This window comes from Phaeodactylibacter xiamenensis, assembly GCF_000759025.1.
Lineage (GTDB): Bacteria > Bacteroidota > Bacteroidia > Chitinophagales > Saprospiraceae > Phaeodactylibacter > Phaeodactylibacter xiamenensis.
This window is the reverse complement of the sequence record NZ_JPOS01000030.1, coordinates 1-21,571: the sequence shown is the minus strand read 5'-3', so window position 1 is coordinate 21,571 and position 21,571 is coordinate 1. Positions and strand designations below refer to the sequence as shown.

Sequence of the window (21,571 nt, the reverse complement as noted above, 5' to 3'; positions counted from 1 at the left end):
GGCAAAACCGATTATCCCAGCTCTTTTTGCAACCTAAAACCAAGCAAAGCCAAATGTTAATTAACCTAAACTTATTCCGCCGGAATTGGCACTATCCCGTTTTTTTGCCTACATTGTAACCACAGCGCATTCCAGCCACTTACTCGAATGCGCCTTCTGTAACTAAACACCGTGTTATATTATGAAAAACTTATTTTTCCTTTTATCCCCCCCCCCCTGCACTAGCTGTACATCAGCGCAGGGGTATGTTGGTAACTCTATTGCTTAGCGCTATGATGTTTTCCTTACAAGCACAAACAGTTTGTGACGATATTATGGTGAGAGTCAGTGCACCTATACAAATTGACTGTTACACCGTAAAAATTCCAGTTTTCTTTGGAGGTGGGAACAATTTTGATGCCTGTGATATGTTTGTTGAGGGCAATGTAACGGGTGCAAATGCTACCATTGACCGAGTAGAGTATCATCCTTCATTTAGCTCCTCTTTTGTAAATCTGTCTTCATTCTCCATTGAAGGTCCGTCCTCGTCAACCACGTATTTAAGTAATGTTGGTTCACCACCTAGTTTTGAAATCTATGTAACTACAGACCCCGGAGAATCGTTCACGCTAGAGTTTGATGAAATTTCATTTGACCTGGATGCAAATTGCTCTGGCACCCCATGTATGTTAGATGTAGAAATCGCAAGTGGTCATCCCGATGTATCTTATGACATCAACTCACCTGTAATGAGCGGTCCAACTTCTGCAGCGTGTGATATCAGCGCCAGCCGCGATATCGATATCTTTCTTGATTACAGCAGCCCGATCGCCGCGACACCTGGCGAATTGGTTGAAATCCCGATCAAAGTCAGAGATAATGACAACCCCACTGCTGCGATGCTTGAATTGGAACGGCTTGACATCGAGATTCAAACTATTGACAACTATGGAGGATTAATATTTCAAACCGAAGGATTAACTGGTTTATTCGGTATTCTTTTCAGCCCTGGAGAAGACCTAAATACAGTTAGGCTAAATCTTCAGCCAACTCCTGGGAATGCTAGTTTTACAATTCCACTCGATGGTACCAATGGTGAAGGGCAATTCGGAATTCTTGAAGTGCAGCTACAAGAAGAACCTTTCGCGGATGGAGAAGCTATTTTTGCCTTTGAATACGCCCGGTTTAAGGAATACGATGCGGGCGGTGCCGGAGCTTGCTGCAGCCCCTCCACTCAAGGTGACGGTACAGTAACCTTCGATGCCGATGAAGGCTTCCCCTGTCAGGACAATGACCCGGAAGTGCTCATTTCCATTCAGGAGCCTACAGCCCTTGAAAACGGGGACCTATCTTTTCCCATTTTCCTGGAGGCTGTTACTGGCGTTCAGGATATCGTCTCCTTGACAGAATTATTAGTAGAGTTAGAACTGGATGCTGATGGAGGGCTGACTATTGATTCCGATACAGAAAACACGGTGGACCCTAATTATTGTCTGTCTACTTCCTGTTCAGCATTGGGCGGAGAATATCCTCAAAACGGAGACTGTATTGAAGTGAGGGCAGGAGGTACAGAAGTATCTTTTGCCTTTTGTACCGGCCCGACAACAGCTGGGTACCCGGTCAGGCTTTTTAACCTTATTGTCAGCGGTGGTTCCTGCGGATGTGTGAATGACATTCGCATTAAAAGAGCACTTTGGGACTTTCCCGAAACAACAGATGACAAATGCGTCTTATCTATTGATAAATCAATTTTTGACAACAACCAGACCTTTTGTGCACCGAGCCACCAAATTGAGATTGGGTGTACGTCCACCGTACCTGTACCAGGGAAGGTTAATTTATGCCAGTTGTCCCCTTCCAGCCCTGAATATGACTGTACTTCATCTCCACCCTGTAATGACGAAGTCCCAAGCTACGATTTCGGATGGTTCACATCTCCTGCTTGCAGTACTTCTGACGACTATCAGCTCGCGGCCTGCAAGAATGACTTTTTAAGGTGCGGGGTATCAACTTTCGATCTCTTTTTAATTACCCGCCACATCCTTGGATTGGCTCCTATTTCTGACCCTAAAACGCTAATTGCAGCTGATGTCAATGGGAGCGGCAGCATTTCTGTAACGGATCAAATTGCGATACGGAAAGTTATTCTGGGCATTGAAACTCAATTTAACCCCAACGTCCCAGCCTGGCGCTTTATCACTTGCGGCTATTCTTTTACCAATCCCAGCTCGCCCTGGAGCCAATTGCCTGATGCCTCTGTCTTTGACTATGTTGCTCCAAGTTTGGACGAGCCTTGCTTTGAAGCGATTAAAATGGGGGATGTCAATTGTTTTAACTTGCTTAATTGCGGAGATGAAGAGGTAGACGGTGAAATGGTTTTATTCCTGGGCGAGGAGACTACGGGCCTAAACCCTGGTGAAACAAGGGTTTATTTGGAGCCTGACTCCTTCAGAAATGTCGCTGCATTTCAGTTTGCCTTGCAGTTTGACGGTACTAAGTTTGGCTACGATACCCTGGCTCCACGAGACCTGGCCTATTCAGATGGAGACAACATCGCCCAATCTGAGGGGGGCAATAGCCTGCTCAGGTATGCCTGGTACGATGAGAGCGGCTACAGCAAAACGCTCTTAGCCGGAGACGATATTATTGCCTTATCCTTTGATAAACTCGTAAGCGGCAGTGCAGATTTATCCGGGTTTAGCCTTGATACTGCTGCACTACAGCCCATTGCTTATATGGCAGACGGGACGAAGCAAAAGATCACGCTTTCCATCCGTTCCGGGGGGAAGCTGGGCAACGGTTTCTTGCAGCAATCGGATAACACTCCGCTGGAAGAAAGCAACGAACAGAAATCAGCATTAGGTGCACAAGTGTTGGTTGCCCCTAACCCCTTCAGTCAAAAGCTGCTGATCGACCTTGGGAGCATCCCAACTGGATCAACAGCCTCTGTTTCCATTTTCAATAGTATTGGCCAGCAGGTCTGGCAATGGCAGGGCTCAGCAGATGGAACACTCGAGGCTTCCACTGCGACCTGGCCGGATGGCGTGTACTACTATCAGGTAAAGATAGATGAAGACACGACCTCTGGTAAAGTTATTAAAGGCCAATAAGACTTTAATATAGTTTAATTACCCAGCCCCACGGCACATGCAGGGCTGGGTATATATCCTTTTATTATGCGTACCATATTCCTTATTTTACTGATAATAGCCAGCATAAACAAGGGCAAAAGCCAATGCTGGGAAATCATTTACGATGGAGGTAATGATAATATTGTTTTTACAAACCTTGAAGTTTTAAATGACTCCGTATTTTGGGTAGTTGCCACACTTGTAGAACAAGGCCAAAGCTTAGGGCTAAGAACAGAAGACAAAGGGGACTCCTGGAGCATCGTGACTTGGCCAAGCTCCATTTCTCACCCAAGTTCCATTGAACTCATTGATCAGAACTCTGCTTTTATTGGAGCATTTAAGTATAGTGTATTTAAAACAGAAGATAAGGGCTGGTCATGGGATGATGTAGATCTCCCTCCAGAGGGAGGGGGGACCCAAATCCGTTATATTGTTTTTAACAACGAAAACGAGGGCTGGCTAACTGTTGACAAAGGCTCTATTTTTCATACTCAAGATGGAGGGTCAAATTGGGTAGAAAAAGGAAACAATGTAGAACTTGGGATACCTTCTTTCAGAGGTTTTCAGGCTGTAACGGATAGTGTCCTCTATTTTTATGGCTGGCATGCATTCAGCAGCGCTAATTCAGCCCGAATATGGAAAACTATCAACAAGGGGGATACATGGAATACTTTGAATTTAGGACTACCTACAAGTGAACTAGATTTCTTCTTTCTAGATCAAACCACTGGATGGATTCCATGCCAAAACAACACCATTTATAAAACACTGGATGGGGGGGATACTTGGTCAGAATATACAGTTACGGACAACTCTGAAACTTATGGTTTTACAACCCAATTTACTAGCAATAGTATAGGCTGGGTAGGGGGAGCAATTTTAGATTCTCCAAACTTTTACAATGCATTTATTTCTTATAGCAAAGACGGGGGCGAAACCTGGGCAAGGCAACATTTAGCAATTGATACGTCTTATGTTCTTGAGTATGAAAACGACAATAGAATAAGAGAACTCCATATGGTCAACGACACACTGGGTTATGCCATATCCAGCAGAGGCCGCATCTACCGCTACCGCGGGCGCGCTGCCGAATGCGGGCCTGCCCCCGTATTGCTCGGCACTAACGTCTTGTCCCCCAGCTTCTCCTGGGCTGCCGCTGAAGGCTGCTTCGATGGGTACTATTTCCAAATAGGCAGCAGCCCAGGGGAGGATGACCTCCTGCCTCCAACTGATGTCGGGCTCGACACCTTTTTCCACGCTACGGCACCGCTCCCTGAAAACACCACCGCATACGCCACTGTGCGCCCCTATAACCACCAATTTGGGCCAGCACAAAGCTGCGAGTCTACCGTTTTCCTAACCCCGGACTGCCCTCCAGCCCCTGTCGTCATCGATACCGGCTACTGTGCAGGCAGTCCATTGCTGTGGGGGGACAGCCTCATTAATGCGCCCGGCACCTATACCTTCCCTGCACAGGCGCTAACGGGCTGCGACAGCACCACCGTGCTCAAAGTAGAAGCCTATGCCCCGGATACCAGCTTAATCGATACTTTTTTCTGCAGTGGCAGCGATGGGCTGCTCTGGGGGGACAGCCTGTTGCCACAGCCAGGGGCATACACTTTTGCCTACCTCAATGCACAGGGCTGTGACAGTACTCTACAGGTTTCACTAGCCCTCGCCAACAGCAGCTTCAGCGCCATAGACACCTTCTTTTGCGAAGGGGAAGCCTTTTGGTGGGGCGATACCCTACTGCCTGGCCAGGGCCTGCACACCCTCGCCTACCGCTCCGCAGAGGGTTGTGACAGCACCCTGCAAGTCACGCTCCAAGCCCGGAACAATAGCTATGTTGAGCTGGACACTGCTCTTGTGCCAGGAGCTGTTTTTATGGGCAGCACCTTCTATACAGACACTACTTTAACGCAGTTGCACCCGGCTTCTAATGGTTGTGACAGCCTCACCACCATCCACATAGAGATCATCTCCAATACCAGAGCTGCCGCCCAGCCTTCCCCCTGGCGTTGTTACCCTAACCCTGCCCGGGGCCTCCTCTGGGCGGAAGGCCCTTCACCCAATGCCCGGCTTCAGTTATGGTCTGCCGGAGGGCAGCGGATTGGGCTTCCCAAGCATAGCCTCCCTGCACCTGAAGAGGCAGGGCGGTACAGGTATGCTTACAACATCTCCCATTTGCCGCCGGGGTTGTACTGGCTGCAGATCACTTGGGAGGGCGGGACAGCTTTGGAGAAGGTGGTGAAGATGTAGCACTCTTCCCACTACCCCACATGCCGCTCCACCAGCCCTATCACTTCCTGCTCCAGGGCATCCGCTTTGGCAGCTATGGATTGAGCCGCCGACAGTTTGGCTTCCACCCAGGCCTTGTCCTCGATATCGCCGGCATTGATGCGGACATTGAGCCAGGCTCCGTGCACAGCTGCCCGGGCACACAGCGCCCCTACCCCAGCATCACTAGCAGAGTTGGGGTTGCCTTTTTCTGCCATGGCTTTGCACACCTCGAAGGTCTCCAGCGCCAGTTCCATAGTTCGGAAAGGCACTTCGGTGGCATACTTGGTCGCCTCCTGCATCGCTTCGTGTCGGGCGGCTTTTTCTGCTTCCGTCCCCTTTGGCATGCGCACTGCGGCAATAATGTCGTTGAAGGAACGGGTATCTTCATCTACCAGCGCCAGGAGCCCATCCTTGATGCGCTGCCCGCGTTCCGCCCACTCGGAAAACTCCGCCCAGCGGTCGTCCCAGACCCGGCGGTGAGAAGACAGGTTGGCGACCATCGTGCCCAAAGATGCTCCCAGAGCGCCAACGTAGGCCGCTACCGAACCACCGCCCGGTGCCACGCTCTCCGATGCCGTCTCATTGGAGAAGGTGCGGAGGCTCATATTGAGGAGTGGCGTTGGGGTATCTTCTGCCAGTTGGTATTCGATAATTTTCTGTTGGGGGTCGAAGGGGCCCAGCTCATCCAGCCCCATGGACTTGATGGCAATTTTGATGACCTCTTCTTCGGATGCGCCCAGGGAACGCCGCTGCTGTTTCAGGAAGTAATGCCCGGCATCAAGCATGACCTGCAGGGGTACCAGGCCGACCAGTTCGGAACCGGTCACCCGCATCCCCCGGCGATTTGCACTTTCACGGCAGGCTTCGAAGGCGATGTGGAGTGGGGTTTGGCGCACATCGGTGATGTTCATGGAAATTTGCGCAATGCCGTACTCTTCAATGTACCAGCCGATGCCTTTTACGCCCTTGCACTTGCCGGGTTCCCGCAGGGCATTCCCGTTTTCATCCTTAAGCGCTGCACCGGAGACCTTACCGCCTTCCCGCTTCACACGCCCCTGCTCCCGCACATCAAACGCAACAGAATTGGCGCGGCGTACCGAGGTGGTATTGAGGTTGACGTTGTAAGCGATGAGAAAGTCCCGGGCGCCCACTGCCGTCGCTCCGGCGGTTGCATTGAACTTTGCCGGGCCATAATCTGGCTTCCATTCCGGTTTAGCCAGCTTATCGGGCAGGGCTTCGTACTCGCCAGAGCGGACCGTAGCCAGATTGCGCCATGCGGGCTTGGTCGCGGCACTTTCGTACATATAGATGGGAATGCCCAGTTCCTCACCGGCACGCCTGGCCAGCTTATGCGCCCATTCGGCGACCTCTTCCATGGTGATGTGGGCAATGGGGATAAGCGGGCAGACATCCGTGGCGCCCATACGGGGGTGCTCACCGGTATGCTTGGACATATCAATGACTTCGCTGGCCTTTTTCATAGCCTGGAAAGCCGCCTCAATGACCGGCTCCGGCGCGCCCACAAAGGTGACGACCGTGCGGTTGGTCGCTTTTCCGGGGTCGACGTCCAGGAGCTTGACGCCTTCCACCGCTTCGATGGCATCAGTGATTTGCTTCAGCACTGCCGGGTCACGGCCTTCGCTGAAATTGGGTACGCACTCTATGAGCGGTTGGTTTTGCATGGCTTATTTGGTTTAGTACTTTGACAAACATTTGAGGCGGGAAAATAAACTTTTCAGAGGGGAGGACGATTATTTTGTTGCATTTTCCGCTTCCAAATTGAAGAAAAATAAAAAATATGAACACCATTGCCAAGGCTGCTCCATCGACGCTCCTACAGGAAGCCGAACAGTTCCTTCAGCTTTATGCCAAAGAACAGGAACTGCCCAAAGCGGCTTATCAGGACCGACGGGAGGAAATCGTGGAATCGGTCGCGGCACAGGGCACCTACGAGCTGACCAAAGCTGAGTTGGCCTTTGGGGCACGGGTTGCCTGGCGGAATTCCATCCGATGCATCGGGCGGTTGTACTGGAAAAGCCTGCATGTATTCGATGCCCGGCAGGTGACGGATGCAGAGACGGCCTTTCGCCTTCTCTGCGACCACCTGCGCTTTGCCACCAACGAGGGGAATATCCGGTCAGCGATCACCATTTTCCCACCTGACGTTGAAGGCCGGACGCCCCTGAAAATCCTTAATCATCAGCTCATCCGCTATGCGGGCTACGCGCAACCGGATGGCAGTGTCTTAGGCGACCCGGCAAGTGCCTCCTTTACCCGCTTTTGCGAAAGCCTCGGCTGGCAGGGCAAAGGCACCGCATTTGACGTCCTCCCCCTTGTGGTACAGGAAGCGGGCCGCCCACCGGTTTGGTTTGAGTGGCCGAAGGAGGTGTGCCTGGAAGTGCCGATTACGCACCCTGATCAGCCCGGGATTACCGCCTTAGGTTTGAAATGGTACGCCGTACCTGTAATTGCTGATATGTGGCTGAGCATCGGTGGGCTGCGGTTCTCCGCTGCGCCCTTCAATGGCTGGTACATGGGCGCGGAAATTGGTGCCCGCAACCTGGCGGACCAGCAACGCTACAACGCTCTGCCTAAAGTTGCGGAAGCCATGAACCTTGATACCTCCCGCAATGCCACCCTCTGGAAAGACCGGGCGCTGGTGGAATTGAATGCCGCGGTACTGCATTCCTACGCGCAGGCGGGCGTGAAAGTCGTGGACCACCACAGCGCCGCTGAACAGCATGCCCATTTTGAGCGCATTGAACAATCGCACGGCCGCCCGGTCAATGGCGACTGGACCTGGCTCATACCACCGGTCTCACCGGCCACGACGGCGACCTTCCACCGCACGTATAATGCTGCGGAGCTGAAGCCGAACTTCTTTTACAAGTCAGCAGCGGAGAAGGGATGCCCGATGATGTGATTTGTATTAATACCCAGGGTTCTGCGTCATCCCTGCGTCTCCGCCGATAGCAGACCGGGGAATAGGAAATAATTCCCGGTAGGGCTCAGAAGCTGGCTTTTCCCACCAGGCTTCAGTATACTTTCCAAACCGGATGAGGTCAGTCCGGCGTATGGCTTCCTGAAACATCTCCCGGCCTCGTTCTGCCAAAAACTCATCCGCCGTAAGCGTACCGCTGTAGGGCTCTACCCCAGCACGGGCGCGCAATACATTGACATCAGGCTCGGCATCTGCCCAGTTGCCGCTAAGGCGGGCGCGGGCCTCTGCCCTGATGAGGTAGACCTCCCCCAGGCGGACGATCGGAAAGTCATTGTCCATTTCCCTGCGCCCAAAGAGCTTAAAGCTAAACTTAGCGGGCCGGGCACCTGATTCTGCTTGGGCATTGGGCTGCAGCTCATTGATTGCAGGTGTGTACTTTAGCTGAAGTTCACCGTCATTTTCTGTGTAATCGATGACAGCAGAACCGGAGAAATCAAACTGCGGCCCGGTCAGGAAACTGGCTTTTTTGCGCAGGTCAGCGTCCTCATAGCTGTTGTAGAATTCTTCAAGGGTGGCGTAGCCGTTCCAGGGTTGTTCCTGCAGGTGCCAGCTCAGTCGACTGGCCGGGTGAAGAACCATTTGTGAAAAGTTCATGCCCGGTCCCAGATACTCATCGTAATTGATGGAAAAGATGTGCTCGGGATTGCCATCATTGTTGGGTGCGAAAACAGCGGCATAGCCTTCCAACTGTTCAGAGTCGAAAGGTACGCCCTGACGCCGGCCCAGATTTGGCACAGCACAACCCTGGCCGCAGAGCTGATAATGCCCGCTGTCGATGATGTAGGAAGCTGCTGTACCGGCTGATTCGTACCTCGGCATCCCCGTATACACTTCGGCATTCAGATAGAGCCTGGCCAGGATACCTAAGGCACCGTAGCGATTAAGTTCGTAGGCATCACTACTTTCAGAAAGCGAGCTGCTGCTGAGGTCCATATCTGCACTGACTTCGGGAACTTCTAATATTGCCAGGAGCTCCTGTTCCACAAAGTTAAACACTTCCTCCCGGGTGGCCTGAGGAGGATTAGGATCGTACTCGGTTACGATTTTGACCCGGCCGAACAGGTCGAGAAGCCGCCAGTAGTAAAATGCCCGCAAACCTCTGACCTGTGCCACTTCGTGTGGTTCCAAATGCGCCTGGTCCAGCGCTTGATTGGCTTCAGATATAGCCTCGTACAACTGCCGGAAAGTCGTACCCAGAAAAGGATGGTCGGGCGTATAAGTATGCTGATGCAAAGCGATCTGTATTCCACCATCATACCAGTCGCTGCCTTTGGCACATACCACCATTTCATCGGAGGTAAGCTCCTGCAGGGAGAAATAGCCCCCGTGGTAGGCGGTCCCAGAATATCTTAATCCTGCATAAGCTCCAACCAGCGGCCCACCGCAGGCACAATCATAATCAAGACCGTTTCCTTCAACAGACAACTCCTCCGTGAGGGCTCCCACCAAATCCTCCTCTAAGTCCATACAGGCATAATGGCTTAGAGCAATCATTAGCGACAAAAGGTATACTTTTTTCATTTCCAGGGTCTTTGACCGATCAATTTACGGATTTTCAAGGGAAAAAGCCAGAAGGAGTCAGCACGGCGCAGCAGGAGCAGAAAATCAGGGCATTTTATCAATTTAGCGGTCCCGGTTTCCCGATTGCAACCATCCTTTCTTACCTTTGTTTAGATTTCAAACGAAGATACATGAAGATAGCGATCGCACAACTCAACTTCCACATTGGCAACTTTGAAGGCAACCTGCAAAAAATGCTGCAGGCGGTCGCGGAAGCCAAAGCTCAACAAGCCGACCTCATCTGCTTCAGCGAACTGGCAACCGTGGGTTATCCGCCCCGGGACTTCCTGGAATTTGAGGACTTCATTGAGTTGGCGGAAGCCACGGTGGAAAGGCTGGCTGAAGCTGCACAGGGCATCGCTATTGTGGTGGGCTCACCAACCAAAAACCCGGTGATTGAGGGCAAAGACCATTACAACTCCGCCTTCTTTCTGGCTGATGGCAAAGTGCAGCAGGTGCAGCACAAAACCCTCCTGCCGACTTACGATATCTTCGACGAGTACCGCTACTTCGAGCCGGCTTCGGAGTGGAAGGTGGTGGAATTCAAAGGCAAGCGCATTGCCCTCACGGTTTGTGAGGACATCTGGAACATCGCCAATGAAAACCCGCTCTACACCATCTCGCCCATGGATCAGCTGATGCCGCAACAGCCGGACTTTATCCTCAACCTTTCCGCTTCGCCCTTCAGTTACGTGCAGGCCGAGTCACGCACGAAAGTCGTCCGGGCCAATGTGGAGCGCTACGGCATTCCTATGTTCTACATCAACCACAGCGGGGCGCAGACGGAAATCCTTTTCGACGGCGGCTCTATGGTCGCCTCCCCCGATGGCAAAATCTTTGACGAGCTGCCTTACTTCACAGAGGCAGTGCGGGTGTATGACCTGGACGAAGTAACCCAAGGCGGCCGGGAGAAGCTGCAGCCCCGCGAGAAAATGCCCCTCATCCACGATGCCCTGGTGATGGGCATTTGCGATTACTTCCGGAAGCTGGGCTTTAAGCGGGCTATCCTGGGACTTTCCGGTGGGATAGACTCGGCTTTGGTCGCCGTACTGGCGGTGCGGGCGCTGGGAGCGAAAAATGTCCGCCTGGTATTAATGCCCTCACAGTTTTCCTCCGACCACTCGGTTGTAGATGCCCGGAAGCTGGCGGAAAACCTGGGCGCGCCCTACGACATCATCCCCATCGAGCCCATCTACAACAGTTTTATGGAGGCGCTCAAGCCCCACTTTTGGGCCACCGAATTCAATATCGCCGAGGAAAACCTGCAGTCCCGCTCCCGGGGCAACCTGCTCATGGCCTTGTCTAATAAGTTCGGTAACATCCTGCTCAACACGTCCAACAAAAGCGAGGTGGCCGTCGGGTATGGCACCCTTTATGGCGACATGTGCGGCGGCTTGTCCGTCATCGGCGACCTATACAAAACAGAGGTCTTTGAGCTTTGCCGCTATATCAACCGGGAGGAGGAAATCATTCCCGACAACATCATCACCAAGCCCCCTTCCGCTGAGCTCAAGCCCGACCAAAAGGACACCGACAGCCTGCCCGAATATGAGGACCTGGATGAAATCCTGTTCCAATACATCGAGCGCCGCCTCAGCCCGCAGGACATCATCGAAAAAGGTTACGATGAAAAGCTGGTCCGCCGGGTGCTCCGCCTGGTCAACATCAACGAGTTCAAGCGCCACCAAATGGCTCCCGTGCTGCGGGTTTCTGAAAAGGCATTTGGCATGGGGCGGCGTATGCCGATTGTGGGGAAGTATTTGGCGTAGAAGTTTTCAGCATCAATAGTTTATGTCATCAGGCTAATTAGTGAATCGGCAGCCAAGAAATTATTCGTTTTTTTGGGAATATCATGAACACCTCACTATATTTACAATATCGTTAAACGCTCTAAAACATAAAATTATGCTACGCTCTACGCTTGCCCTACAAGCTTAACTGGATATTTTCTCAAATTTTGATTTTTGGATTTCAGAGATGATAAGCTAACCAACTTGGAAACTTAGCAGCTAAATTTATCTTTATGCGCAAAGTGTTGATCCTAATTTTAATGCTAATGGTAAACCAGGGCTGGGCGCAAACCCAGGTCCTACCCTCGAGCTCTGATAACCCAATCTGGCAAGTACGCCAAACGCCGGCTTTAGAAACCGAACAACTGCTCTATAAGTACGGTTCGGAAATCCAAATTTGCGGAATGCTCTGGCAGATGATCGAAGAATATACTGCCAGTAAACAGCACCGGATTGCAGGTTATTTCAGAGCAGAAGGGGATAAGGGGTACTTCCGGCGAAGTTTGGACTGTGCCGAACCGGAGTATTTGATTTATGACTATGGGCTTGAAGTCGGTGATACGATGAAACTACATTTTGGGCTACTTGAGGCCTTTCAGAATGTATCTCCTGCCACTTCATTTGATTATGTAGTTTATAACACAGATAGTGTGGAAATTGCAGGGACGTACCATAAAACTATATTTCTAGGCAGTACCGATCTACAGGCAACGCTTCTTGATTTTACAATATGGACAGCTGGCTACGGAGACTATCGCCACCCCTTTTATTTACTTTATCCAGCAAGTGGTGATCTGTTTAGTTTTTTGCTGGGCTGCGTCTGGACTAATGAAGGGCTTGAGTATGATGTCAATTGTGACTGGGAACGCCCCGCTGCCTCGATATGGTATGTTGATGCGGATGTACAAGGTGGGCTAAAGAATGGTTCAAGCTGGCCTAATGCTTTTGATAATTTACAGGAAGGGCTATTTTATGCTAATCCGGGGGACACTATCTGGGTAGCAGAGGGTACCTACCTGCCTACTGATTTTACACTTTTCAATAGTACTGACCGCTATTCTTCTTTCTTATTGCAGCCTGGTGTTACAGTACTCGGTGGGTTTCAGGGAATTGAGCTTACTGCTCAAGAGCGTCAGCCTTATCTCTTTCCTGCTATTCTTTCTGGTGATATTGGTATACAAGGAGATAGTACAGACAATGTATATCATGTCGTTCAGGCTATTGGTACGGATAGCCTGTGCCGGTTGGATGGGTTTACGATAGAAGCAGGGCAGGGTTTAGACTCGGCTCAACTGCTTGGTCCCAATAGTTCGGGAGGAGGGCTGCTGGTGTTAAGCAATGAAGCCATGCCTGCCAATATGCCAATGATTTCACACTGCGTTTTTCAAAATAACCGTGCCCGATTCGGTGGTGCAGTACATGGAGAAATACGGAATGAAGCTATAGGCTGGCCACGCTTACAGGATTGCAGATTTGAACGAAACCATGCTTTTTTTCAGGGTGGGGGACTGAATCTAAATTCGGTGAACGCTGATACTTTTCCTGATTACGGACTTTTGCGTGATACCTTTATTTACAATCACGCGCTTAGCGGAGGCGGATTGTCCGTGACAGGTACTGGTCAGTTTAAGGTACAGGATGTCATATTTGGTGATAACTATGCCAGGGAAGGCGCCGGAGCCATAATTAATAATTCAAACGGTACAGGGCAAATCACCTTTCAGGATTGTGTATTTCAACGTAATGCAGTTGCTACCAACGGAGGAGGAATATTGTTGTATAGTACCAGTGTTATGGCAGATGCGGGGGATAGTTTAGGGTTCGCTATTCGAAATTGTTTATTTCAGGAAAATATCTCTGATACCCAAAAAGGGAGCGCTCTTCATCTAGGCACCGGGAGCAGTGTCTTTTCGGGTCGGGTAGAAAATTCGATATTTGAAAAGAATTTTGGGCAGGCTGTTTCTCTTACTTATCAGGGCAGCAACCTTTCTGATGTTATTGATGATTTTACTTTCGAATCTTGTCAGTTTTTAGAGAATAAGGCACCAACCAAAAAGTCAGGAGGCGCTATTGTCGCCTTCGGGACTGATTCTTCTGTGGGAGTTATCAGAAACCTTAATATCCACAACTGCACATTTGATCGAAATGAAGGCGCATTAGGGCTTTATATTCAAGTAAACGCTGAATTGTACACTACCGTCAATCACTGTACATTTTTTAATAACGGCTTGAATCCCGTCATTAAGAACTGGCAAGCGGAACCGGGGCTGGACACCTGGATTAACAGGCTTCAGGTACGGAATAGTATCTTCTGGGAAGAGAAAACAGCTATTGAAGAGCCAAAAGGCATTTTTTACAACAGTCTTGTAAATAATGTCGGCTTGGAAAATTACTATGATTTTGATATCGACTACACACTCATTAGCTCCCCGCCCTGCGTTGGGTTATCAGGCTGCCCGGAAGCCTTTGGAGATCAGGTCATCCATGAGGTGTACCCCCATTTTCTGGACACTTTATCAGGAGACTTGAGACTGTCGGCTTGCTCGCCGGCACTCAATACAGGGCAAAATGAGGCGGTGACTTCTGACACTGACCTGGAAGGCAACAATCGGATACAGGAGGGTATTGTAGACTTAGGCACTTATGAACGCCTGAGCTTTGAACTTGCTGTAGATTCTGTTGCTGCACCTTTATGCGCTGAAGGGGAGGATGGGGTAGTTTTCTTTGCTCCTACCGGAGAGGCTCCGTTCACCTACTCCTGGTCAGGAAATGGAGTTTCAGGAATACGGCCTGACAGCCTGCCTGCCGGAAGTTATCAATTCACCATCACCGATGCCAGCAATTGCCGGGATACACTAACTGTTACGGTTCCTGAACAAATGCCTATTCATGTGGAATCTATAGTGACTCCTGCCAATGAAACAATGGGAGGCAGTATTTTTCTGCAAAGTGTTTCCGGAGGTACGCCTCCATATAACTACAACTGGAGCACGGGCAGCAACATGCCTTCCCTCAGTGGTTTACCTCCTGGCATTTATCAACTCACCATCACCGATGCCAATAATTGTGAAGAGACTTGGCCTTTTGAAGTAGAATTTGTTAGTGCTGATATCACGGAGGACCGGTCTGCCGAAGTACTAAAGCTTTTTCCAAATCCGGTAGCATCTGGTGCTCCGGTGTATTGGTCTTTGGCTGGCTTGGACCAGGAAAACGTGCAGGTGTTGATCATGCATGCTACAGGGTCAATTGTCAGGAAGACGCCCTTGCAAAGTGGCGCGCCCTTGCCTACTGAGCATCTACCCGCCGGACTGTACGAAGTTCAAGTGCTTGATGCTGATGGGCAGGTAGCAGGGCGTGGGCGGCTTGTGGTTGCCGGGCAGTGAGCGCTTATAGTACCTCACTTTCCCACGCCACCACCGCCCGTTCCTCCGAGGAAAAATTCAGGCCTACTGCAACGCGCTGCTTAGGGGAGTCGGCGTAGGGCTGCAGGTAACCTTTATCAAAAATCTGCTGCAGGGCTTCCGCCGCGCTTTTATCGAGTTTGAACTCCAGAGCGTAGATGCGATCGGCCGTTTCCACGAGGGCATCGCAGCGCCCGTTAGCGGTATGGACTTCCGATCGGATGTAGGTCCCCAACAGGTCAAAAGTGAGGTGGATAATGGCGTGGAAGAAACGCTCGGTTTGCTGCTGTGGCCAAAGATCATAGGGCATGGAGGCAAACAGCGCATTGATGATGCGGACCATACCTTCGATATCGCCTTCCCTCAGTGCATTGCGCAGTCCGGCCACCCTTGCCAGGGGGTCTTGTATCGGGCCTTCGAGGTATTCGTGCAGCAGGCTTTGCTCCATGGATTGGCGGACTTCCATATTTGGGTAATCCAGCGTGTACAGATGGTCTTCTGGCTCGTACTTCAGGATGGTCAGGTAGCCGGTCTGGAAAAGTACGGAAATGGGGTCCAGGCGCGTAAGGTCAAAGGCGTTGAGCTTGTTTTGCGAGACTTCGATGCGCTCCGGGAAATAGTAAGCCCGTTTTTTCATTTCCCGGATTAGGAAAGTAGGCGTGCCGGTTTCAAACCAGAAATTGCTGTACTCTCCCCCACCCTGGAAAAAGCTGAGTATAGAAAACGGGTTGTATACTTTCTCCGTACCGCCCCAGGAATAGCCGTTGTACCATTGCCGGACTTTTGCCTTATCGACACGCGCCAGAGGCTCCGCAAAGTAATGCTCCAGCTCATCCTGCGTGATACCAAGCAAGGTGCGGGCAGCGGCTACCAGAGAAAGATTGTAGAGGTTATTGAGATCAGAAAAAATGCTGACTTTGCTGAAAGCAGAAACGCCGGTGATGAAAATGAGCTCCAGATAGGGGTCGCTGTCCTTGAGGATGGAGTAAAAGCTCTTTAGTATTTCCCGGTGAGCTTCTGCCACCTGAGGATCATCTAAATAGTCAATAATAGGCTTATCGTACTCATCAATCAGGAGTACTACCTTGTTTTCCTTGCTTGCTTTCTGTATCAGTTCTTTGAACTGAAGGTCAAAAGTCGCCTTTTCTAACTGAATGCCCAGCCGATTGGCTTCACCGTTGAGCATTGCATCAAGACCGGCCTCCAATCCCATTGTTCGAATGCCCTGACTACTAAACTTTAGCCAAATTACCGGCCGTTGCATCCCTTCCCAGTCCCAGTGATTGTCGATCCATAAGCCTTCGAACAGCTCCCGGTTGCCACGGTACAGCTCATTCATCGTGGATAACAGCAGGCTTTTGCCAAAACGGCGGGGGCGATGGAGATGGTAGTACCCTCCGCCCTGTTGCAGAATATTAAAAAGTGTTTTTGTCTTATCCACATACACATAGCCACCTTCCCGGAGCTCCCGGAAATCCTGTATGCCAATCGGATACTTCATAGCTGGAAAGATAAGCAAAAAAAGCCGCTACTCCTGCACCTTCTCCCCGTAGCTGAGGTCGCCGGCATCGCCCAGCCCGGGCACGATGTAGGACTTTGCAGTCAGCTCTTCGTCCACCGCGCCAACCCAGAGGTGGGCTTCCGGCATCACCCGCTGCAGGTGCTCCACACCGGCGGTGGCTGCCACGGCGGTAACTACGTGGATTGCGGCAGGCTGCCCGTGCTCCAGCAGGGACTCAATTGCCAGGGACATGGAAGCGCCGGTCGCCAGCATGGGATCGGCAATGATGAGCGTCTTGCCCGTAAGGTCCGGGCAGGAGATGTACTCCACGTGCACGTCAAAGGAGCCGTCTTTGTGGTGTTTGCGGTAAGCAGAGACAAAGGCGCTTTCGGCGTGATCGAAGTAATGCAGCATACCCTGATGCATTGGCAAGCCGGCCCGAAGGATGGTGGCCAGTACCACTTTTTGATCGCTGAGGGCCACTTCGGCCTCCCCCAGAGGCGTGGCAATGCTTTTGGGCGTATAAGCCAGGGTTTTGCTGACCTCATAGGCCAGGATTTCGCCCAGGCGTTCCAGGTTGCGGCGGAATCGCATCCGGTCGGCTTGTACATTGATATCCCGAAGCTCGGCGATAAATTGATTCGCGATGGAAGGGGTCTGGCTTAGATTGAACATGTGGGTCGTTTTTGCTGCGGCGACCAAAATAGGGGTTATCCCTCATAATAGGAACAAAAAACTCAGCTTTTGGTGCTGCCGTACCGTAAAAGCTGCTCATGCACCTCCGCCCAGCCTGCCCAGCCGTGGCTCGCGGCAAAGGAGCTGTTGTGCCAGAGCGGCATAAATACGCCGCCTGTGCCCCGTACGGTATCAATCAGGCCCTTTAACATTTCGATGGCCTGACCGGGAGGAAGCTTCAGGTACTGCTGCAGGGTCACATCCATTACGGCAAACGGGTAAATGAGCAGCGGTTGCTCCGCTTCCACTTCAAGGTCATACCAGGGATAAGGCACCGACAAGCCCGCCCGGAAGCCCGGTGCATCAGCGTAGCCCATGGTGTAATCTTCCTGTATCCCGGCCTGTATCAACTGCCTGTAGGTAGCCGGAAAACTTAGCTTTAGAAAATGCTGACGGCTGCGCAGGGGTGCCTGCCCTGTAAGCCGGGTGTAATGCTCCACTTCTGCCTGCAACTGCGCTCGGGAGGTATTCGACCGGTAAGAAGGGTGCAGCCCGGTATCGCTGAAAGTGATCAGCTTTTGGGTTAGTGCCTGCATCGCCCTACCCTTTGGCGGCAGGTTTTTATCGTAAGGGCCGAACTGCCCGAGCAGCAGGAAAAACAGTGGGCGCAGCTCCAGTTCGATATGCAGGCGCTCCAGCTCATCAAAGGTATAGAAAGGGTCCTGAGCCCTCCCCAGGCACACCCGCAGGCGCTCCCGAAGCAGCGTATGGTTGCCCTGCAGGGCAGCTCTGAGCCATCCGCCAAGCTGAAGCCAAAGCGGGCGGTGAAGGTACGCCCAGCCCATATCCACATCGTAGGTGGGCCGGAACGTATACCCCGGGCGGCGATCAGGCAGGTGTGGGTAAAAAGCCTGCAACCGTTTCAGGAGCACTGCGCCCCATTCCTGCAAAACGGGCTGTTGCAGAAACCCATGCTGATGGGCCAGGCTGCCTGTTGCCGGAAACCGGCCGTGGGCATCGCCTTCAAAAGGCAGGTATTCTTCGTAGCGGGCAGCCAGGTAAAAGGTAAAAGCCAGCAGGTCGAAAGGCAGCATAGCATTAGCCTTGCCAGGCACGAAAAAACCGGCGGGGCGCCCTTTAAAATGGCGTATTTCTACCCGCTGTGGATGGATGCCCTTCTCAAAAAGCAATGAGGAAGCTGGCAGGCGGGGCTCTTTTCCTACCGAACCGGCAGCTCCGTAAATGATTTTGTCCGCATTGCCCGACTGAAAGTAGGACCAGTCTGCCGTCACTTCCACCTGCAGCCCGAGGATATGCCCGAATAACACCTTGCATGCATAACGTACCCTTGGTGTGGCCTGACTGGTATAGAGCAGCAAATTCATGCTTCAAAAATAGGACAAACTGAAGGAAAATGCGATAAATGTTGTTTTTACGAATACGGAATGGCTACCTTTATTCTACGAGGATGAATTTTTGAGGCTAACCTAGTCCAGCAAATAAACAGCCAAAACACAACCCCTTTTCCCAACACCTACTATTAATAAGGTAGTGCTGCAATTAATGCAGCCACAAAAAGAAACAGATCATATGGCTGAAACGAAAACACCGACCTTCGGGGAGATTAACACCATCCGGGATATCCTGATGGGGGAACAAATGAGCGAGTACGATGCCCGCTTCAATCAAATCAACGAAGCGCTCAACGCACTTGAGCAACGACTGGGGCAGCGCATTGAGGATTGGATCGCCAAACAGGAAAGCGCACAGCAGGCGCTGGAGGACCGCATCAGTCAGCGCCTGAACCATCTGGAGGCTCAGCTCAATACTCAGGGTAAAGAACTGGGCAGAAAGATTGATACGGTCAGCAGTGCCGATCGCGCCCGCCTGGGCAGCATGCTCAGCGAGCTGGGGCAGCAAATCAGCCAAATGTCTGAAGAAGCCTGATGCCTGTGAGTCAGCAGCCTGAACATCAATCGGACCCTTTACAGCAGTTGCGCAACATCCTGCTCCGGCCGGAGCAGGAGCGGATCACGCATATCCATAACATACTGGAGGAGAAGGAGCCTCTGGCAGAACGGGTGGTCCCCATCATCGAAGAGCAGCTCAGCGAGTTTGAAGCCCACTTTCCCAAAGCCTACCAACTGGCAGTCGACCGGCTGGTAGAACGCAAAATCCGGGAATCCCAGGAAGAGATGATCGATATGCTCTATCCGGTCATGGGCACGATGATCCGCAAGTACATTGCCCAGCAGCTGCAGGAACTCCGGGAAAGCGTGGAACAACAGCTGGAGCGCAGCTTTCTGGCGCGTTTGCGCGACCGTTTCTTTCGGGCAGGGGGCGTTCGGGAGGCGGACCTGGTGCTGCGCAATGCGGCATTGCCCCGGGTAAGGGAGGCGTATATCATTGAGCAGCATTCCGGTCTTTTGCTGGGAAGCGCATCCACACAGGAGGTCGTGGACAAAGAGCTGATTGCAGGGATGCTCACCGCAATAAAATCATTTGTAGTGGATGCCTTCCGGCGTGGCACTACTCAGCTTGAGCTGATTGAATATGCGGGCTACCAGATTTTGATACGGGATTTTCACACTTACTACGTTGCTCTCGCCGTGGAAGGCAAAATGACGACAAAAGAACAGGAACAATTGTCTGGTCAGATTGCTACCTTTGTTCAGAACGAATTAGCCAGGAAGATCAGGGCGGATGATGCCTCCCTGCACCTTCACCTGGGCAAAACCCTGAAAGAATACTTCATGAAAACAACGCCTCTGAGCACTGAGGCAATACAGGGCCAGCTTTAAGAGCAGGCCAAACAGCCGGGGGGCGTAAAAAAGTTTATTTAATGACCAGCAGGAAAGTCCTGATAACAGGAAGTTTTGCGGTGGGGAAAACCTCTTTATTTCATCGCTTTGTCTATAATACGTTTAGTGACCAGTACCTGACTACCATAGGAGTTAAGGTAGACAAACGAGTAGTGGACGTCAGTGGCGAACCACTCTCGCTTATCCTTTGGGATATTGCCGGAGAAGTATCTCAGAAGAAAGTACCAAAGACCTACTTCCTTGGTGCAAGTGCCGTGATTTATGTCTTCGATCTGTCCAGAAAGCAAACCGCCGATAACTTAAAGAGTGACCTCAAACTCATTCAGAAAATCCTGCCCGGTTGCCTGATCAAAGTCGTTGGCAACAAAAAAGACCTGGTCTCTGAGGAGGAGCTGATCATCCTGGAGCGGACACATAACCCCGACTTTCTGACCAGCGCCAAAACCGGAGAAAACGTGGAAACACTATTCATGGAAATTGCCAGTGAGCTGGTTTCCTACTAAAAAACAAGAAAAACCAACAACACCCCAACACCGACGCCCAAAAACGATTATATGCCACAACAACAAATCCTCATCCTGTCCCGGCAGGGCTATACCCTGCAGGCAGATGGAGCCCTTTTTCCGCGGCATTGGCTTTTGCACCATTCCATGCGCGATGATTTCCCTATCCTGGATAGCATTTGGGAGACGCTTATGGCCTTGCCTGCAGATCAATTCCCGGTGCAGTTCCGCTTTGTCGACAGCCCTCACCCTGTCCTCAACGGGTATTACCACTTGACGGTGCATATAGTCCCCGGATCTTCCGCCCGCTTGCGCCTGACTATTGAGCGCTGTACTTTCGAAGCACTGCAACTGCGCAAGGCGCTGCAACTCAAAAATACAGCTGCGCTCTATCAGCAGCAAAGAGAATTTACCTTCCTGTCAAAGTGTGTATAACAAATTGCACAGCTATGCCGCTGCGACAAGTTGCTGGATCGTACTCCACGCTCCACTTTTACGATAGCACCGCAAATCCGCGATGGCTTGCGCCCCATCAACCGTCCAGCGTTGGCCGGATAATTTGAGCCGCTGCTGCAAGACACTACGATGAGCGGCCTCTACTGGTCCAGAGCCGATGAGCAGCCCTTCATCCCTGTAGGTTTTGTACTGCATACGGTCTTCATGCTCTTCGTAATAAGATAGCAGTTTCGCCTTAGCTTCCCGGGCTTCGTGATTTCTCGCTCTGAGGCAGCTTACGTTATCCACTACCTCGTGCACTCTATTGGCTGAGAGTACTTCACACTGGCCAGCCACCCAGGCTTTGCGTTTTTCATCTACTCTAAACTGATGTTTTGCAAAGAGCACCAGTTTTTCTTTGGCGTGATAGAAGTCTAATATTTGACGGGCCCCAGGGAAGTTGTCCTCGGCCCAACGCCATATCCATGGGGCT

General features: G+C 51.5%; 14 protein-coding genes and 2 pseudogenes. 10 read left to right on the top strand and 6 right to left on the bottom strand.

Annotated elements, in window-relative coordinates; genetic code table 11:
• The first annotated feature begins 728 nt into the window (after nt 1-728).
• From IX84_RS12290 to IX84_RS12285, 3 genes and pseudogenes are all read left to right on the top strand, one after another.
• Entirely contained in the window at nt 729-3,089 is a 2,361-nt protein-coding gene (locus tag IX84_RS12290) for a T9SS type A sorting domain-containing protein (RefSeq protein ID WP_160213753.1), read from the top strand.
• A gap of 66 nt (nt 3,090-3,155) precedes the next feature.
• Nucleotides 3,156-4,055, top strand: a pseudogene (locus IX84_RS34560) (YCF48-related protein); the annotation flags it as partial.
• A 72-nt stretch (nt 4,056-4,127) separates the two neighbouring features.
• Nucleotides 4,128-5,369: a T9SS type A sorting domain-containing protein gene (locus IX84_RS12285; RefSeq protein ID WP_238578269.1), complete on the top strand. Its 1,242-nt coding sequence runs from the start codon at nt 4,128-4,130 to the stop codon at nt 5,367-5,369.
• 11 nt (nt 5,370-5,380) lie between these two features.
• Here IX84_RS12285 and ftcD read toward each other — a convergent pair whose 3' ends face one another.
• Nucleotides 5,381-7,072 carry a glutamate formimidoyltransferase gene (gene ftcD, locus IX84_RS12280; RefSeq protein WP_044220865.1) on the bottom strand — a complete coding sequence of 564 codons (1,692 nt, stop codon included), beginning with the start codon at nt 7,070-7,072 and terminating at the stop codon, nt 5,381-5,383.
• A gap of 116 nt (nt 7,073-7,188) precedes the next feature.
• Between ftcD and IX84_RS12275 the strand changes: the two genes are divergently transcribed.
• The gene (locus tag IX84_RS12275) at nt 7,189-8,313 is read left to right on the top strand and encodes a nitric oxide synthase oxygenase (protein ID WP_044220863.1); all 1,125 of its coding nucleotides are present in this window, start codon (nt 7,189-7,191) and stop codon (nt 8,311-8,313) included.
• Between the two features lie 6 nt (nt 8,314-8,319).
• On the opposite strand, the gene IX84_RS12270 is transcribed toward IX84_RS12275, so the two are convergent.
• Nucleotides 8,320-9,912: a RagB/SusD family nutrient uptake outer membrane protein gene (locus IX84_RS12270; RefSeq protein ID WP_044220859.1), complete on the bottom strand. Its 1,593-nt coding sequence runs from the start codon at nt 9,910-9,912 to the stop codon at nt 8,320-8,322.
• A gap of 170 nt (nt 9,913-10,082) precedes the next feature.
• Between IX84_RS12270 and IX84_RS12265 the strand changes: the two genes are divergently transcribed.
• Both IX84_RS12265 and IX84_RS12260 read left to right on the top strand, forming a co-directional pair.
• Complete coding sequence (locus IX84_RS12265) at nt 10,083-11,720, top strand: NAD+ synthase (RefSeq protein WP_044220914.1); 1,638 nt, start codon at nt 10,083-10,085, stop codon at nt 11,718-11,720.
• A 281-nt stretch (nt 11,721-12,001) separates the two neighbouring features.
• Entirely contained in the window at nt 12,002-15,124 is a 3,123-nt protein-coding gene (locus tag IX84_RS12260; protein ID WP_152605022.1) for a right-handed parallel beta-helix repeat-containing protein, read from the top strand.
• 4 nt (nt 15,125-15,128) lie between these two features.
• Here IX84_RS12260 and IX84_RS12255 read toward each other — a convergent pair whose 3' ends face one another.
• From IX84_RS12255 to IX84_RS12245, 3 genes are all read right to left on the bottom strand, one after another.
• Nucleotides 15,129-16,643: an ATP-binding protein gene (locus IX84_RS12255; protein WP_044220852.1), complete on the bottom strand. Its 1,515-nt coding sequence runs from the start codon at nt 16,641-16,643 to the stop codon at nt 15,129-15,131.
• Nucleotides 16,644-16,670: 27 nt separating this feature from the next.
• The gene (gene upp, locus IX84_RS12250) at nt 16,671-17,318 is read right to left on the bottom strand and encodes a uracil phosphoribosyltransferase (RefSeq protein ID WP_044220847.1); all 648 of its coding nucleotides are present in this window, start codon (nt 17,316-17,318) and stop codon (nt 16,671-16,673) included.
• Between the two features lie 62 nt (nt 17,319-17,380).
• On the bottom strand, nt 17,381-18,703 hold the full coding sequence (locus tag IX84_RS12245) for a polysaccharide deacetylase family protein (protein WP_052515973.1): 1,323 nt from the start codon (nt 18,701-18,703) through the stop codon (nt 17,381-17,383).
• 205 nt (nt 18,704-18,908) lie between these two features.
• On the opposite strand from IX84_RS12245, the gene IX84_RS12240 reads away from it, so the two are divergent.
• Genes IX84_RS12240 through IX84_RS12225 form a run of 4 tightly spaced genes read left to right on the top strand, consistent with a single transcriptional unit; the run spans nt 18,909 to nt 21,078 of the window.
• Nucleotides 18,909-19,265, top strand: coding sequence for a hypothetical protein (locus tag IX84_RS12240; RefSeq protein WP_152605021.1), 357 nt, complete (start codon nt 18,909-18,911; stop codon nt 19,263-19,265).
• A 5-nt stretch (nt 19,266-19,270) separates the two neighbouring features.
• Nucleotides 19,271-20,119, top strand: coding sequence for a hypothetical protein (locus IX84_RS12235; protein WP_152605020.1), 849 nt, complete (start codon nt 19,271-19,273; stop codon nt 20,117-20,119).
• A 41-nt stretch (nt 20,120-20,160) separates the two neighbouring features.
• Complete coding sequence (locus IX84_RS12230; RefSeq protein ID WP_044220839.1) at nt 20,161-20,643, top strand: Rab family GTPase; 483 nt, start codon at nt 20,161-20,163, stop codon at nt 20,641-20,643.
• A gap of 51 nt (nt 20,644-20,694) precedes the next feature.
• Nucleotides 20,695-21,078, top strand: a complete 384-nt coding sequence (locus tag IX84_RS12225) for a hypothetical protein (RefSeq protein ID WP_044220836.1) — start codon at nt 20,695-20,697, stop codon at nt 21,076-21,078.
• Nucleotides 21,079-21,090: 12 nt separating this feature from the next.
• Here IX84_RS12225 and IX84_RS33345 read toward each other — a convergent pair.
• Nucleotides 21,091-21,571: pseudogene (locus IX84_RS33345) on the bottom strand (hypothetical protein); the annotation flags it as partial.